Origin of the sequence: Rheinheimera baltica, from assembly GCF_030731985.1 — a bacterium.
GTDB lineage: Bacteria > Pseudomonadota > Gammaproteobacteria > Enterobacterales > Alteromonadaceae > Alishewanella > Alishewanella baltica.
Genome location: NZ_JAPJDY010000005.1, coordinates 44,470 through 60,116, shown reverse-complemented (window position 1 = coordinate 60,116; position 15,647 = coordinate 44,470). Strand labels below are relative to the sequence as shown.

The 15,647-nt window shown below is 46.9% G+C and carries 16 protein-coding genes and 1 other RNA gene; 11 read left to right on the top strand and 6 right to left on the bottom strand.

The genetic code is table 11. The annotated features are described in order from the left end of the window. Position 1: 1 nt before the first annotated feature. Positions 2 to 433, top strand: coding sequence for a YqaA family protein (locus ORJ00_RS09735; protein ID WP_205623278.1), 432 nt, complete (start codon positions 2 to 4; stop codon positions 431 to 433). Between the two features lie 67 nt (positions 434 to 500). Continuing rightward, positions 501 to 890: a DUF2750 domain-containing protein gene (locus ORJ00_RS09730; RefSeq protein WP_027672810.1), complete on the top strand. Its 390-nt coding sequence runs from the start codon at positions 501 to 503 to the stop codon at positions 888 to 890. Positions 891 to 1,047: 157 nt separating this feature from the next. Here the strand turns inward: ORJ00_RS09730 and serA are convergent, their stop codons facing one another. The 4 genes from serA to ssrS form a co-directional block, all read right to left on the bottom strand. Next, positions 1,048 to 2,274: a phosphoglycerate dehydrogenase gene (gene serA, locus ORJ00_RS09725; protein ID WP_027672377.1), complete on the bottom strand. Its 1,227-nt coding sequence runs from the start codon at positions 2,272 to 2,274 to the stop codon at positions 1,048 to 1,050. Positions 2,275 to 2,363: 89 nt separating this feature from the next. Next, a complete protein-coding gene (gene rpiA / locus ORJ00_RS09720) occupies positions 2,364 to 3,020 on the bottom strand; it encodes a ribose-5-phosphate isomerase RpiA (protein ID WP_306139701.1) in 657 nt (218 codons plus the stop codon). Between the two features lie 124 nt (positions 3,021 to 3,144). Next, positions 3,145 to 3,738: a 5-formyltetrahydrofolate cyclo-ligase gene (locus tag ORJ00_RS09715; RefSeq protein WP_306139700.1), complete on the bottom strand. Its 594-nt coding sequence runs from the start codon at positions 3,736 to 3,738 to the stop codon at positions 3,145 to 3,147. 61 nt (positions 3,739 to 3,799) lie between these two features. Beyond that, positions 3,800 to 3,984, bottom strand: a non-coding RNA gene (gene ssrS / locus ORJ00_RS09710) — 6S RNA. 196 nt (positions 3,985 to 4,180) lie between these two features. Between ssrS and ORJ00_RS09705 the strand changes: the two genes are divergently transcribed. From ORJ00_RS09705 to ORJ00_RS09670, 8 genes are all read left to right on the top strand, one after another. Next, complete coding sequence (locus ORJ00_RS09705) at positions 4,181 to 4,762, top strand: UPF0149 family protein (RefSeq protein ID WP_306139699.1); 582 nt, start codon at positions 4,181 to 4,183, stop codon at positions 4,760 to 4,762. Positions 4,763 to 4,779: 17 nt separating this feature from the next. Beyond that, entirely contained in the window at positions 4,780 to 5,958 is a 1,179-nt protein-coding gene (gene ubiH / locus ORJ00_RS09700; protein ID WP_306139698.1) for a 2-octaprenyl-6-methoxyphenyl hydroxylase, read from the top strand. A gap of 1 nt (position 5,959) precedes the next feature. After that, positions 5,960 to 7,183 carry an FAD-dependent monooxygenase gene (locus tag ORJ00_RS09695; protein ID WP_306139697.1) on the top strand — a complete coding sequence of 408 codons (1,224 nt, stop codon included), beginning with the start codon at positions 5,960 to 5,962 and terminating at the stop codon, positions 7,181 to 7,183. 200 nt (positions 7,184 to 7,383) lie between these two features. Continuing rightward, positions 7,384 to 8,463, top strand: a complete 1,080-nt coding sequence (gene gcvT / locus ORJ00_RS09690; RefSeq protein WP_306139696.1) for a glycine cleavage system aminomethyltransferase GcvT — start codon at positions 7,384 to 7,386, stop codon at positions 8,461 to 8,463. A gap of 41 nt (positions 8,464 to 8,504) precedes the next feature. Continuing rightward, complete coding sequence (gene gcvH, locus ORJ00_RS09685; protein ID WP_027672370.1) at positions 8,505 to 8,891, top strand: glycine cleavage system protein GcvH; 387 nt, start codon at positions 8,505 to 8,507, stop codon at positions 8,889 to 8,891. Positions 8,892 to 8,990: 99 nt separating this feature from the next. Continuing rightward, a complete protein-coding gene (gene gcvP, locus ORJ00_RS09680; RefSeq protein ID WP_306139695.1) occupies positions 8,991 to 11,882 on the top strand; it encodes an aminomethyl-transferring glycine dehydrogenase in 2,892 nt (963 codons plus the stop codon). A gap of 340 nt (positions 11,883 to 12,222) precedes the next feature. Then, complete coding sequence (locus tag ORJ00_RS09675) at positions 12,223 to 13,029, top strand: PhzF family phenazine biosynthesis protein (protein ID WP_306139694.1); 807 nt, start codon at positions 12,223 to 12,225, stop codon at positions 13,027 to 13,029. 29 nt (positions 13,030 to 13,058) lie between these two features. Next, on the top strand, positions 13,059 to 13,598 hold the full coding sequence (locus ORJ00_RS09670) for a GNAT family N-acetyltransferase (RefSeq protein ID WP_306139693.1): 540 nt from the start codon (positions 13,059 to 13,061) through the stop codon (positions 13,596 to 13,598). Positions 13,599 to 13,784: 186 nt separating this feature from the next. Here the strand turns inward: ORJ00_RS09670 and ORJ00_RS09665 are convergent, their stop codons facing one another. Together ORJ00_RS09665 and ORJ00_RS09660 are read right to left on the bottom strand one after the other, a co-directional pair. Further along, positions 13,785 to 14,324 (bottom strand): hypothetical protein, encoded by a 540-nt coding sequence (locus ORJ00_RS09665; RefSeq protein ID WP_306139692.1) that lies wholly within the window; start codon positions 14,322 to 14,324, stop codon positions 13,785 to 13,787. Then, positions 14,321 to 14,842, bottom strand: coding sequence for a hypothetical protein (locus ORJ00_RS09660; protein ID WP_306139691.1), 522 nt, complete (start codon positions 14,840 to 14,842; stop codon positions 14,321 to 14,323). Before ORJ00_RS09660 ends, ORJ00_RS09665 begins: the two co-directional genes overlap by 4 nt. Positions 14,843 to 15,069: 227 nt before the next feature. Between ORJ00_RS09660 and ORJ00_RS09655 the strand changes: the two genes are divergently transcribed. Then, complete coding sequence (locus ORJ00_RS09655) at positions 15,070 to 15,591, top strand: M23 family metallopeptidase (protein WP_306139690.1); 522 nt, start codon at positions 15,070 to 15,072, stop codon at positions 15,589 to 15,591. Positions 15,592 to 15,647: the final 56 nt, after the last annotated feature.

Sequence of the window (15,647 nt, the reverse complement as noted above, 5' to 3'; positions counted from 1 at the left end):
GGTGCTGGTATATGGCTCACTGTTTTTAAGTGGTTTACTGGCGGCGACACTTTTTCCGGCTTCCAGTGAGGTGCTGTTGTTGGCCCTGCTGCAACAGGGCTATCAGCCATTTTGGTTATTTGTTGCGGCAACTGCTGGTAATACCTTGGGGTCGTGTATTAACTGGTACTTGGGGCTTAAACTGCAGCAGTTTCAACACAAGCGCTGGTTTCCGGTGTCCCAAGATGCTCTTAATAATGCCCAGCGGCACTTTGCCCGTTTTGGTGTCTGGAGTTTATTGTTAGCCTGGTTACCCGTGGTGGGCGATCCACTTACCCTGATTGCCGGTGTGTTGAAGGTACGTTTTAAGCTATTTGTTGTTTTAGTCTTACTGGGAAAAGCGGCGCGCTATGCGCTGTTAATCTGGCTTGGCAATGCGGTCTTTACCGAATAATTATTGGTAAAAAGACGTTAGATCCGTCATCATTAGCGCAATGATCGATTAACGTACAGGACTATTTATGGAATACCAATTAACCGCCGAAGAGCTTAGCCGAATTCTTGCGCTGGATGCAGAGCAGCGTTATGCCTATTTTGTGCAGGCCGTGGCTGATTTGGAGAAAATCTGGATCTTAACCGACGAAGAGGGTTTTGTTCTGGTAAGTGCTGAAGACGAGCGTTGTATTCCGGTATGGCCACATGCTGAATTGGCTGAGCAGTGGATTGAAGGTGAATGGTCGCATTGTAGTGCTCAGGCAGTAGATGTAGATACCTGGCTGGAAAAATGGACTTCAGGCTTAAACGGCGACGAGCTGGCTATTGCTGTTCTGCCTGATACCGATGGCCCGGGTGTAGTGGTATTGCCAGACGAACTGGCGGAGACACTGTTAAGCGAAATGCAAGAGGATTAATACGAAGCGCCGAGATGTTCTAAGCTGACCGTTGAAGCCCTGGACGGGCGTAAACGAGACCCCATGGATGGGTTTACGGCGTGTCAGCGTGAATATTTCGGCGCTGAAGTTCTTAATAAAAAGCCCGCTTAGCGGGCTTTTCTTATCAGGCTAATGTTTAGTGCAGGACACGGGCCCGCAATGTTCCCGGAATGGCTTTTAACTCATTCAATGCCTGGTCAACATCGTCAGAGTCGATATCAATCACCACATAACCAATGTCAGCATTAGTTTGCAGATACTGACCGGCGATATTGATATTGTGCTTAGCAAAGGCCTCGTTAATTTTGGTCATCACACCAGGCTGGTTTTTGTGCACGTGCAATAAGCGTGAGCGGCCTTTGTGCTCTGGCAGTGACACTTCAGGGAAATTAACCGCAGAGAGCGTAGAGCCATTGTCGCTATACTTCACCATTTTACCGGCGACTTCAAAACCAATGTTTTCTTGTGCTTCTTGTGTAGAACCGCCAATGTGTGGCGTTAAAATAACATTGTCGAATTCACGCAGTGGTGAAATAAACTCTTCTTCGTTTCCTTTGGGCTCTACCGGAAACACGTCAATAGCAGCCCCGGCCAGTTTATTGCAACGCAATGCTTCTGTTAACGCATCGATGTCGACCACCGTGCCGCGCGACGCGTTAATTAAAATGCTGCCTTGTTTCATCAGGGCCAGTTCGGCTTCACCAATCATGTTTTTAGTTTGTGCAGTTTCTGGCACATGTAAGGTAATGATATCTGACGTTTTGAGCAGGGTGCCAAAATTCACCTGAGTTGCATTACCTAATACCAATTTGTCTTCAATGTCATAGAACTGCACGCGCATGCCAATGTTCTCTGCCATGATAGACAGCTGGGTGCCGATATGACCATAACCAATAATACCCAGAGTTTTGCCACGAGCTTCAAATGAGTTGTTGGCGGTTTTTTGCCACTCGCCACGGTGTGCTGCAGCGTTACGTTGTGGAATGCCGCGCAGCAACATAATAATTTGGCCCAATACCAGTTCCGCTACCGAGCGGGTATTCGAGAATGGGGCATTAAAAACCGGAATAGCCCTTTTTAACGCCGCGGTTAAGTTGACCTGATTAGTGCCAATACAAAAACAACCAATGGCAACCAACTTTGTTGCTGCATCCAGCACTTTTTCGGTTAACTGTGTGCGTGAGCGAATACCAACAAAGTGGGCATCTTTAATGCGTTCTATAAGCTCGTCTTCAGGTAATGAGGTTTTTAAGTACTCAATATTACTGTACCCCTGGTTCTTGAAGCTTTGCACCGCACTTTGGTGTAAGCCTTCCAGCAGCAATATTTTAATTTTGTCTTTGGCCAGCGAAAATTTTTCCATGTCACATCTCTTCATTAAATTAAAAAATAAAATCAGTTAGTTATTATTCTTATTATTATGGTGTTACTTAGCGGGCCCTGCTGTGGTACTTATTTTATTACTTTGGTGCCTTCGGCACTGCCAACCAAAACCATATTGGCGGGGCGGTGAGCAAAAATACCGTTGGTGACCACACCTACGATATTGTTAATCTGCTGCTCTAACATCAATGGGTCAATAATCTGTAAGTCGTGTACATCAATAATCACATTGCCGTTGTCTGTGGTTACACCCGCGCGCAATACCGGCCTGCCACCTAGTTTAGCAAGCTCACCCGAGACCGAGCGACTTGCCATAGGGATAACTTCTACCGGCAGCGGAAACTTACCCAGAACGTCTACTTGTTTGCTTGCATCGACAATACAAATAAAGGTTTCAGCTACGGCGGCGACAATTTTTTCGCGGGTTAGCGCTGCACCACCGCCTTTAATCATATGCTTTTGGGCGTTAATTTCATCTGCGCCATCAACGTAAACACTAAAGCTGTCAATGCTATTTAAATCCAGTACCGGGATCCCTAAGGCGATGAGTTTTTCTGTCGATTGTACAGAGCTTGATACGGCACCACTGATTTCATGCTTAATACTGGCCAGCGCATCAATAAAATGATTCACCGTTGAGCCGGTGCCTACGCCCACTACTGTGTTACGCGGAATGTACTCTAATGCTGCCCAGGCGGCGTTTTTTTTCATTTCATCTTGTGTCATCAGTGATCCAAATTCGTTTAGCCATACAGATGGATATTATATCTAAAGGGGGTGCCGACAAAAGGACAAAAATGGAAAAAGGCGAAAACTGTTTTGCAGATGCTGCTTTGTATTGTGGCCGGATTCATGCAAACACCCAATGTTTTGCCGGCGTAATAATCTGCTTTAACGGAATATCCCAGGCCTCAACCGGCACGGCATCAACCTGCTGGCAAGCGTGTGCCAACCCTATCAACTGACAATGACTATCTGTTGGCAATTGCGACAGAGTGCGATCATAAAAACCACCGCCCATTCCCAACCGGTTGCCGTGCTCGTCAAAGGCGACTAATGGCGTAAATATAATATCTAACTGATTAACCGGGATCAGCTGGTGACACTGCGGCAAAGGCTCGGGAATGCCAAATTTATTCGGGTAAAGTAGGGTTTCACTGTTATACCGCACAAACAGTAAATAGCCAGCAACCACCGGGTGAAGCACGGGCAGGTACACTGTTTTATTTAATTGCCACAGCGCCTGTATCAGCGGAAAAGTATCTAACTCACCGTCATTGGCCAAATACACGGCAATATGTTGTCGGTTAGCCAACAGTGCGTTGCCACTAAGCTGTTTTGCTAATGCATTTGCTGCTTGTTGTTGTAACGCCGGGCTTAACAATTGGCGCCGCTGGCGAACCAGGTGTCTAAGTTGTTGGCGTAACGAGGGAGTAGCAGGCACGATAATACATTACTATGGACAAAGATAAGACGAGTATGCCTGATTTGCAGCAGAAAAAAAGAGGTTCTCCAAATTGCCGTGTCTGGTGTTAGCCCTTGAACCATAGGTTCAAGGCGGGAGTCAGATGACTACCTCAGGCTTCCCGGTACGAGCCGGGCTTGCACACTGGTAGTGCAGAAGAATCCCTAGGTAAAAACAATTATCGGCTCAGGGACATCCACCTGATCACCAACAATCCAGAGAACAGACCTGAGTATAACACCACTGTTTCTGCTGTATAAGGTTATTGCATGGTGTTTTATCGCAAACAACGCTAGTTGCATGGTTTTACAGCAACTTTTGTTTACACTTTATACCACAGGTAAAACTATGCAGGGAAAGTTGGCGCTGCTGCGTTGTGGTGGTAGCATAAAGTACAGTTAATAACAGCACGAACAGTGATATGAGCAGCCCATTTTTACTGACATACGATGAGTGGATGTACAAACTTGACCAGGCTTATGTAATGGCGTCAGCCGCAGAAGTACATGGCTTAATTACTGGTTTACTCAGTGCCGGGGTTGAAGCCAATCCACAGCAATTACTGCCTGTGTTGCAAGACTTCTTAAATGATGGGCAAGCCCTGTCGCAAGACGTAAAACAACATGTGGCCAATTTGGTGGAAACTACCGCCAAAGAGCTGGCACAAAATGATTTTAGTTTCAGCATGTTGCTGCCCAGCGACGATGACAGCCTGCCAGAACGCTTAGACGCCATGGTTGAGTGGACGCAGGCTTTTTTAGTAGGCTTTGCCGTACAACAAACCGATTTATCGCTGGTATCTGATGATGTGCGTGAAGCGCTGGACCAGTTATCAGAAGTAACCCGCATTGATATTCATACCACTGATGATGGTAGTGTTGAAGAAAACGACGAAGCCTATTTTTTGGTGTTGGAGCATATTCGCATAATGGCGCTGGCGTGTTTTACTGAAGTGGGGCAAAAATTCGGCCACCAAGCGGCAGCAAATAAAACCCTGCACTAAATACAGGTACGAGCAACGTGGCCAAAACAATTAAGCAGTATGATGTGGTGATCAGTGGTGGCGGTATGGCAGGCGCAACGTTAGCTTGGGCCTTACTTAAAGCCATGCCGTCGCTTAACATTGCCATTATTGAGCAACAGTCTGGCACGGTCAGTTCAGCCAGCTTTGACAGCCGCAGTGTCGCATTGGCTGCAGCGAGTGCAGGGTTATTACGGCAATGGGGCCTGTGGTCAGCACTGGAGCAACATGCCTGTGCCATTAAACATATTGCTGTATCCGACCGGGGACACTTTGGTAAAACGCATCTTAGTGCAAATGAATATCAGCAGATGGCGCTGGGTTATGTACTGGAAGTAGACTATTTAGGTGCCGTGTTGGCCGATAAATTGTCTGGTTGTGCGGCAATTACCCGTATTGCACCAAACCATATTAAGCAAATTATTCCGCAACAACAGCAGCAACATTTGATCCTGCACGATGACACTGAACTGCAGGCTAAACTGCTGGTTATTGCCGAAGGTGGAGCAGCGCCCAGTCGCGCCTTGGCGGGCTTTACCCTGCAAGAGCAGCCTTACGGCCAACATGCAATAATTGCCAATCTTGCGCTGGCGCAACCTCATCGGAATACCGCGTTTGAACGTTTTACCGAACATGGACCTATTGCTTTATTACCGTTAAATCAACAGCGTTATTCTTTGGTATATACCACTGCTGCAGATAATGTTAATGCGCTAAAGCAATTATCTGATACCGATTTCTTAAACCATATACAGCAAGCATTTGGCTACAGGGCAGGGGTATTTAGTAGCGTTGGCCGCCGTGTTAGTTATCCCCTTAGCTTAAAACGCAGTGGCGAAATAGTGCGCCATCGTGTCGCCTTGTTAGGCAACAGCCTACACAATGTGCATCCCATTGCCGGACAGGGCTTTAATTTGGCGCTACGTGACATTGCTCAAATGGTACAGCAAGTGTTAACGGCACAACAGATTGGCGACTATGCCATGCTGCGGGCATATCAAGCCGCGCGCCAGCAAGATATTAATGTCGTTACCACCGCAACTGACGCCTTGGTACGTTTGTTTTCTAATCGGTCTCGTACAGTAGCATTAGCACGAAACAGTGGCTTGTTAGCCATGACCTTATGTGATGAATTAAAACGCCCGCTGGCAGAGCAGGCTATGGGGCTGCGAAGTTAATATGGAAAACATTGATATTACCATTGTTGGTGCAGGCAGTGCGGGCTTAACGCTGGCGTTGTTGCTGGCGCCTTTAGGCTTGAGCATTGTTGTGTTGGAACAAGGCGATGCGCCCAATAGCACCTTGACTAACCCGCAGCGGGTGAGTGCGTTAAACCTGGCCTCACAGCGTGTGCTTAATCATGTGGGAGCCTGGCAAGCCATTGCGGCGAATGCCCGCAGTTACAACGCAATGCAGGTATGGGACGCCGACAGTTTTGCCCGTATTGAATTTAATGCACAAACCGAGCGGCTGGAACAATTAGGCTGGATTTGCGACAACGAACAAATTCGCCTGGCGCTGTATCAGCAGTTGCAGCCGTTTAATAATGTGCGCTGCGAGTTTAACTGCACAATAAACAGTCTGGTGCAAAGCGAGCGGGATGTGCTGGTGAACATTAACCAACAGCACCTGTTGTTAAGCCGGTTATTGGTTGGCGCAGATGGCGTTAATTCGATGGTGCGGCGCACCATGCAGTTACCGTTAACCCATTGGGATTACCAACAGCAGGCCATTGTTGGCACCATTATCTGTGATGAACCCCACAACAATATCGCGAGGCAAGTATTTTTACCCGATGGCCCGCTGGCGTTGTTACCGCTGCCACAGCCAAATAAATGCTCTATTGTCTGGAGCTGTGCGCCAGAGCTTGCTGCTGCGCTGCTGGCCATGGATGATCTTAGTTTTAGTCAGGCACTGACGGCGGCCAGTAATAGCGTACTGGGGCCGATTAATATACAAACGCCGCGACAGTCTTTTAACCTGACAATGCGTTATAGCAGTAGCTGGCAGCGTGGCAGAGTGGTTTTAGTTGCTGACGCCGCGCACAGCATACACCCACTGGCCGGGCAGGGCATGAACTTAGGTTTGATGGACGTTGCAGCATTAGCAGAACTTATCAGTGAAGCGCTGGCAGATAACAACGATTTTAGTGAAAGCCGACTATTAAGGCGTTACGAGCGCTGGCGCAAGGCTGAAGCGCAAACGCTGATTGGAGCAATGGAGGTGTTTAAACGTGGTTTTAGCAACACACAACCGCTACTTAAGCTGGTAAGAGCTGTAAGTATGAGTGGGGTAGATAAGTTACCCTGGTTAAAAAGTAAGATCATCGCTGCAGCCCTTGGCAACAGTGGCGACCTGCCAAAATTGGCACAGCCACAGGTAAAAACAGCCCATAGCGCCTGAGTTAGTTTTTTTAGTTATTCTCGCTTTCGCATTATAAAAACTAATTAAACAGGGGCTGTTTGCCGTCACAAGCTTGCGTTATAATCCGGATGCCTTTTTATCCGCTTAAACTACATGGGTATTCAATTGCTTGTTTTGATTACTTATATAGTTGCGCTGTATTTAGCGCCAGCGGGCCTTACAATAAGCAGGAAATAACAATGGCTAATCAAACTGCGTTACATGGCAAACACCTGGAAGCCGGTGCCAAAATGGTCGACTTCTTTGGCTGGGACATGCCCATCAATTACGGCTCTCAAATTGAAGAACACCACGCTGTGCGTCGTGATGCCGGAATGTTCGACGTTTCTCACATGACCATCGTTGACTTAAAAGGCGCGCAAACCCGCGCCTTTTTGCGTTTTTTACTTGCCAACGACGTGGCAAAGTTAACCGTACCGGGAAAAGCATTATACAGCGGCATGCTTAATGAAACCGGTGGCGTTATTGACGATTTAATTGTGTATTTCCTGCAGGAAGACTTTTTCCGTCTGGTGGTTAACTCAGCCACACGTGAAAAAGACCTGGCGCATATTAACGCTCAAGCCAAAGCATTTGACGTGATTGTTACCGAGCGTCCGGAATTTGCCATGATTGCTGTTCAAGGCCCTAATGCCAAAGCGAAAGTGGCTACGTTATTAACTGCCGGGCAAAAAGCCGCGGTTGACGGTATGAAGCCATTTTTTGGTGTACAAGCTGGCGAGTTGTTTATTGCTACCACCGGTTATACCGGCGAAGACGGCTATGAAATTGCCTTGCCAAACGAGCAGGCGGCTGATTTTTGGCAAAAACTGCTAGAAGCTGGTGTGGCACCGGCTGGCTTGGGTGCACGTGATACCTTGCGCTTAGAAGCAGGGATGAATTTATACGGCCAGGATATGGACGAAACGGTATCACCATTGGCGGCTAACATGGGCTGGACTATTGCCTGGGCACCTGAAGATCGTAATTTTATTGGTCGCAGCGCTATTACACAGCATAAAGCCGACGGCACCTTTAAACTGGTCGGCCTGGTAATGGAACAAAAAGGTGTGCTGCGCCACGGCCAACGTGTGGTTGTTAATGGCGGAGAGGGTGAAATTACCTCTGGTACATTCTCGCCAACGTTAGGGTTTAGTATTGCCATGGCGCGTGTACCTGCTTCAGTAGGTGATACCGCAGACGTTGATATTCGCGGCAAGATGGTTCCGGTTAAAGTGGTAAAACCGGCATTCGTTCGCATGGGTAAAAAAGTCATCTAAACTAACTAAATTAATTAAAGACACCAGCTAAGGATTAAACAATGAGCTCAATTCCTAAAGGTTTAAAGTACGCCAGTAGCCACGAGTGGGCGCGCGATGAAGGCAATGGCATTTACACTGTAGGTATTACTGAACACGCCCAGGGTTTGTTAGGTGATATGGTATTTGTTGAATTGCCTGACGTGGGTGACAGCGTAACGCAAGCTGATGACTGCGCAGTAGCCGAGTCGGTTAAAGCGGCATCTGATATTTATGCACCGCTGTCTGGTGAAATTGTTGAGGTAAATGAAGCCTTAGCTGATTCACCTGAACTGGTTAACAGCAGCCCTTACGAAGACGGTTGGATGTTTAAAATTAAAGTGTCTGATACTGCTGAGTTATCAGCGCTGTTAGATGACGAAGGCTATAAAAACTCGATTGACGAGTAAGCACTGATCACATCCCGCTTAAGCCCCGTATTGCATTAACAATTTGAATACGGGGCTAAATTTTAGTCGCCACAGAACCATTACCAGGACATTCAAGGCATGACCAACTCCGCTGTGAAAACCCTGTCGCAACTTGCGAACCACGAAGAATTTATTCAACGCCATATTGGCCCGGACGCCGCAGAAACCGCTGCAATGTTAAGCGAGCTGGGTGTAGACACTATGGAAGCGCTGATCGCGCAAACGGTTCCTGCCGATATTCGTCTGACAACGCCACTGGCTACCGGTGACGCGCGAAACGAGACAGAAGCGTTAGCGTATTTAAAGCAAGCTGCCAGCAAAAACAAAATGTTTAAATCTTACATTGGCATGGGTTACCACCCAACGTTAACGCCTAATGTAATTTTGCGCAACGTGCTGGAAAACCCGGGCTGGTACACGGCGTACACGCCATATCAGCCAGAAATTGCCCAGGGTCGCCTTGAATCACTGTTAAATTTTCAGCAGCTAACGCTGGATTTAACCGGCATGGAACTGGCCAGTGCATCATTGCTGGACGAAGCCACGGCCGCGGCCGAAGCTATGGCATTGGCTAAACGGGTAACTAAGAGCAAGTCAAACTTGTATTTTATTGCCGATGACGTGCACCCACAAACTATCGACGTGGTAAGAACCCGTGCCGAAATGTTTGGCTTTGACATCATGGTTGGCAGCGCAGCTGAGGCAGCAGAGCAAGATGTATTTGGTGCCTTAATTCAGTACCCCAGCACCAACGGTGATATTCGTAACGACAGCGCGTTAATTGCCGCACTACAGGCGAAAAAAGCCATTGTTGCCGTAGCCACTGATCCTATGGCTTTAATGCTATTAAAAGCGCCAGGACAGCTAGGTGCGGATGTGGTGTTAGGTTCGGCACAGCGCTTTGGTGTGCCCATGGCATTTGGTGGCCCACATGCGGCGTTTTTTGCTACACGTGATGCTTACAAACGCTCTATGCCAGGCCGTATTATCGGTGTGTCGAAAGACCGTCGTGGCAATGCAGCACTGCGTATGGCGATGCAAACCCGTGAGCAACACATCCGCCGTGAAAAAGCCAACTCAAACATCTGTACTGCACAAGTGTTATTGGCCAATATGGCGTCATTTTATGCGGTATACCATGGCCCGCAAGGCCTGAAAAATATCGCCGAGCGTATTCATCGTAGCACCGATATTTTTGCTGCTGGTTTAAAAGCTAAAGGCGTAAATATTGTAAATGCGCATTGGTTTGATACCGTAACCTTTACTGTTGAAAACCGTGACGCTGTTATCGCACGTGCTTTGGCGGCAGGTATTAACCTGCGTACTGACGTTGCGCAATCGTTAGCGGTAAGCTTTAACGAAGCTACCACGGCTGGTGATATTGCCGAGCTATTTGATGTAGTGTTAGGTCATGGCCACGGTATCGACGTGGCAGCATTGGACAGTGCTATTGTTGCTGAAGGCTCAACGTCTATTCCGGCGGATTTGCGCCGCGTTGATAGCGTATTAGGCCACCCGGTGTTTAACCAGTATCACAGTGAAACTGAGATGCTGCGTTATATCAAAAAATTAGAAAACAAAGATTTAGCCTTAAACCACTCGATGATTTCGTTAGGTTCATGCACGATGAAGCTAAACGCGACTGCCGAGATGATCCCGGTTACCTGGCCAGAATTTGCGTCATTGCACCCGTTTGTGCCACGTAATCAGGCTGAAGGTTACTATCAGATGATAGGCGAGCTGGGCAACTGGCTGGTAGATATCACCGGTTACGACGATATTTCTATGCAGCCTAACTCAGGTGCACAGGGCGAATACGCCGGTATGGTTGCCATTCGCAAATACCATGAAAGCCGTGGTGACGCGCACCGTAATATCTGTTTAATTCCGGTTTCCGCCCACGGTACTAACCCGGCAACGGCAGCAATGGCTAGCTTTGAAGTGGTGCTGGTAGACTGCGATAAGTCTGGCAACATCGACATGGCAGATTTAAAAGCCAAGGCAGCCGAAGTGGGCGACCGTTTAGCGGCCATCATGGTAACGTACCCGTCCACTCACGGGGTGTTTGAAGAAAGCATACGTGAGCTATGTGATGTAGTGCATTCTTACGGTGGCCAGGTGTACATGGACGGCGCCAACATGAACGCACAGGTTGGCGTTACCTCGCCAGGCTTTATCGGTTCAGATGTGTCACATTTAAACCTGCACAAAACCTTCTGTATTCCACACGGCGGCGGCGGCCCGGGCATGGGTCCTATTGGTGTTAAGAGCCATTTAAGCCCGTTCCTGCCAAACCATGCTGTGGTAAAAATTGACGGTACCGGTGAGCGAAACGGTGCAGTATCGGCCGCGCCATTTGGTAGCGCCGGTATTTTGCCTATCAGCTGGATGTACATTGCGATGATGGGCGGTGAGGGCTTAAAGCAAGCCACTGAGTTTGCCATTCTTAATGCAAACTACATGGCGAAAAAGTTAGACCCGTTATTCCCAATACTGTATCGCGGTACCAATGGCCGTGTAGCGCACGAATGTATTATTGATATTCGTCCGTTAAAAGAAGCCAGCGGTATTACCGAGATGGACATTGCCAAGCGCTTGATGGACTTTGGTTACCATTCACCCACAATGAGCTTCCCGGTAGCTGGCACGCTGATGATTGAACCAACCGAATCAGAAAGCAAAGCCGAGCTGGACAAGTTTATTGAAGCGATGACCGCAATACGCGCTGAAATTGCCAAGGTAGAAGCCGGTGAGTGGACCGTGGACAACAACCCATTAGCCTACGCACCACACACCATGCAGGACATTTTCGACCCGGCATGGGACCGCGCGTACGACCGTCAATACGCCGCCTTCCCGGCAAGCTACGTTGCAGAAAACAAATTCTGGCCCACGGTAAGTCGTATCGACGACGTATACGGCGACCGTAACCTAATTTGTGCCTGCCCAAGCCCGGAATCGTATCGATAAGCGTTTAGCGTTAATGTGATCATGTAATTAAGTGGGTTAACGTTTTAATTAAGATGGTTAACTTATTTAAGTGGGTTAACACAACTTTCAAAAGGTGAGCATTTTGCTCACCTTTTTTTTGACTAATAGATATATTTGATTCTTGCTAGTTAAAAATGCGAGAAACAAAAGTGGCGAAGGTATCACAATTGAATCAAAAGCAGCGCTGGACGTACTGTTTCACGATATAAACGGTTAAAACCTGCCTGTGTACAGACTTGGTATACAATCATCCACATTGGTTGCGCGCTTTTGTTAATTGCGAATACCTGTCGCTTAGACAATAAACCCTAAGGAGCTTGTGTTGGAATTAAATATTTATATTGTCGATGCTTTTACCAAACAACAGTTTAAAGGCAATTCAGCTGCGGTGGTGCCATTAAAAAACTGGCTGGCGCCTGATGTGATGCAAAGCATTGCCGCTGAAAATAATCTGTCGGAAACTGCTTTCATCCGCGCATTATCAGCCAATCAATATGACATTCGCTGGTTTTCGCCATTAACCGAAATCGACTTTTGCGGCCATGCCACGTTAGCGGCATCCTATGTGATATTCAATCATTTGGGCGCTCAGGGTGAAATTGAGTTTTTAACCGCTAAAGTGGGTGCACTGCTGGTTAATCAACATAGCGACGGCAGAATTGAAATGAGCTTTCCTAACCAATGCCCGCAAGTTGTTGAACAGGTGCCGGCGGCGTTATTAGCCGGCTTATTGGAAACGCCAGTACAGGTTTTAAGAAACCGTCAAGCCTATTTTGCCGTGATGGCCACCGAGCAGGATGTAAAAAGCCTGACCTATTCTTCAGAACAGCTGAAGCAGCTAGCGCCTTATGATGTGGTGGTTACCGCCAAAGCCAGTGCCATCACAAAGGAGTATGACTTTATCTCACGCTATTTTTGGCCCGCTAATGGCGGCGATGAGGACCCGGTCACCGGGTCAATTCATGCCGGGCTGGCGCCTTATTGGGCCAGGCAATTGGATAAATCTGAGTTGGTGGCGTACCAGGCATCACAGCGAGGCGGTTTTTTATTTTGCCACCTTGCCGGTGACCGGGTGTTAGTGTCAGGCTTTGCGGTACTGTATTTAAAAGGCACGGCGTACCTATAATGATGCACTGATCTAGGAAGGCTCCGTTTATGACAATAACAATACGGCTAATTCAGCCTGCTGATTTACCCGCAGTAGTGGCATTGCAAGATTGCTGCTACAGCGATGCCTTGTATGAAAGCCCGGCCCTGTTAAGCCAGCGCTTGCAAGCGGCGCCGAACAGTTGCTGGCTGGCACAAGATAGCGCCGGTGAGCTACTGGCGTATTTATTTAGTTATCCGTCCATAAACGGCTATGTTACGCCGCTGGCGTCGGCTTTTACGCCGGCAGCTGCGCCGCAGCTGTTGTATTTGCACGATATGGCGGTAAACCCGGCAGCTCGCGGTTTAGGGCTGGCCAAGCAATTATTGGCAACGGCAAAACAGCATGCGTTAAGCCTGGGGCTAACAAAACTGGCGCTGGTAGCGGTGCAGGGCTCGGTGCCGTATTGGCAGCGCAATGGTTTTGCTGTGGTTAACGAACTGTCGGATATCGCGATAAGTGCGCTGGCCAGTTACCGTGATGAGCAGGCGTGTTATATGCAATTAACTCAGATCACAAAGGAAACTATTGGGACAGTTAGAAATTAATAAGCCTAAGTTTTAGCCACTCTTTTGTAATTATATGATTGTGCAATGGCCAAGCTTAATTTTAATCTGCCTCCAATAAATCATAAACTCATTTCACCGTGCGCCATCGGCTATACCAACTATTTAGCTGCGCCAACCTTGTTAGACGAGCCGAGAGTACTGCTCTGCGTGGGTGATAAAGACGATTTAATTAGCTTGCGGTACTAAAATGTTAAAACCATGTTTTGTGTTTAGAAATGCATCTACCCCTTGCGCTAGCTGTGCTAGTACTGCGTAGTGTTGTTCAATAACTTCGGGTGATACACATTCACTAGTTAGGTGAAAGCTATCAGTTTGCGAAAGCGAAACCAATCCAACCGCTTGATTTTTTTTGGACACCCGCAATGTATCGTTACTAATACTATCGCCAAATCTTGTTTTACGCTTAATAAAAATAGATTCGTAGCTGTAATTGTTATCTTCAGGATATGAAATAACCAGCACTTCAGTATCTGGCATTTTATTCATTTCTGTGAGCGTTGTTAGATCATCGGTTATGGTTTCTGACATTATTACCGAACTAAACGATGTGTTTAAGTCTTCATTTGCCGGGAATTTGCGATATTCGTTTTCAGACAGCTTTTTAAAGCCTTCGGGAATGTGCCAGTTGCAGCCGATAAAATTATGGCTTGTCGCGGTGGTGCCACAAGCGGTAATCAATAGAACTAAGCCAAGTAGCTTCTTCATAGTTTTATGACCTTTTTCAGCGTTTTATCAAAAAAATGAATGCTTTCAATACGGCAATCAGTTTTACAGTCCCACCAGATTGTTGTACTAATTGGGCTGAAACCTGCAACTGCAGTTGGACCTAAAATCTTTGCCACCATGCCTACTGCGCCTGAAACATTACCTGAAATAATAATCGGTGTTTCAGCCTTAATTAGGTCATCTCGTAATAGCCTAAGTGCAATACTTTTTATAGCAGATACTTCAGATTGCAAATATGCTGCCATCAAAACATCAGAAAACTTATTTGTGTTAAATCCTTGCAGTTTAAGCATGTTTCTGAATTCAGCTATGCCCATTCGCTCAAGTATTTTTGCTTCGGATACTAAGGCATCACGCATACGAGCTGCGAGAATTCGATCGATAGTAACACTATTGTCTTGAAGCGATTTTTCTGCAATTTCCTTCTTTTTTTTCAGCTTATTGCTAGCGCTTGGTACTAATGCACTGCCGCCGATTAAAAGTTGAATAGTCGCCATGTTAAGTTCTCTGTCAAAACTGATGCTTATATTTTACATAAAAAGAACTATTAGTAAACATTTTGAGCGTCGGCATGAGCTTATTGACACCAGCCTCAATAGCAGCTGTACCCATAAGCCGTTGTAAGTTATCAATATGCCGTGTAATGTTCACCACATTAACTTTACAAGTGCGTGGTAAGCCGTGTTTTAAATACAGCCAGACCTGCCGAATAAGTATTTATGCCATGACCAAACTTGCAAAAACGTTAAAGTACGGAGCTTTTAGCCTGGGCTTGATTCTATTAATTGGATTGTTGATACCAGAAAAAATCGTAATTCCTGTTCTGGGTGCCACAAAAAATGACTGGAACCATAATACGTTTTGGTATGAGCCCTGGGGTACGTCAGGCGTACACAAAGGAATAGATATATTCGGCTTAAAAAATACCCCAGTTGTAGCCGCCACAAGTGGGATGGTCATATTTTCTGGTGTATTAGGTAAAGGTGGTAATGCTATTGCTATATTGGGCCCTAAATGGCGAATACATTACTATGCTCATTTAAATCAAAATAACGTAGCGTTTGGTGACTTTGTTAATATCAATACACAAATAGCCACACTGGGTGATACTGGTAACGCTGCTGGCAAACAACCACATCTGCATTATTCCATATTATCTATTATTCCTATTCCGTGGCTCGCAACGATGGAAAGCCAGGGCTGGAAAAAAATGTTTTTTTTAAGTCCGCATAAAAAACTGCTGTAGGTTGTAAATGGTACTTAACCATAATTTTATCGCCAGCAAAAATCGCTCTAGACCGT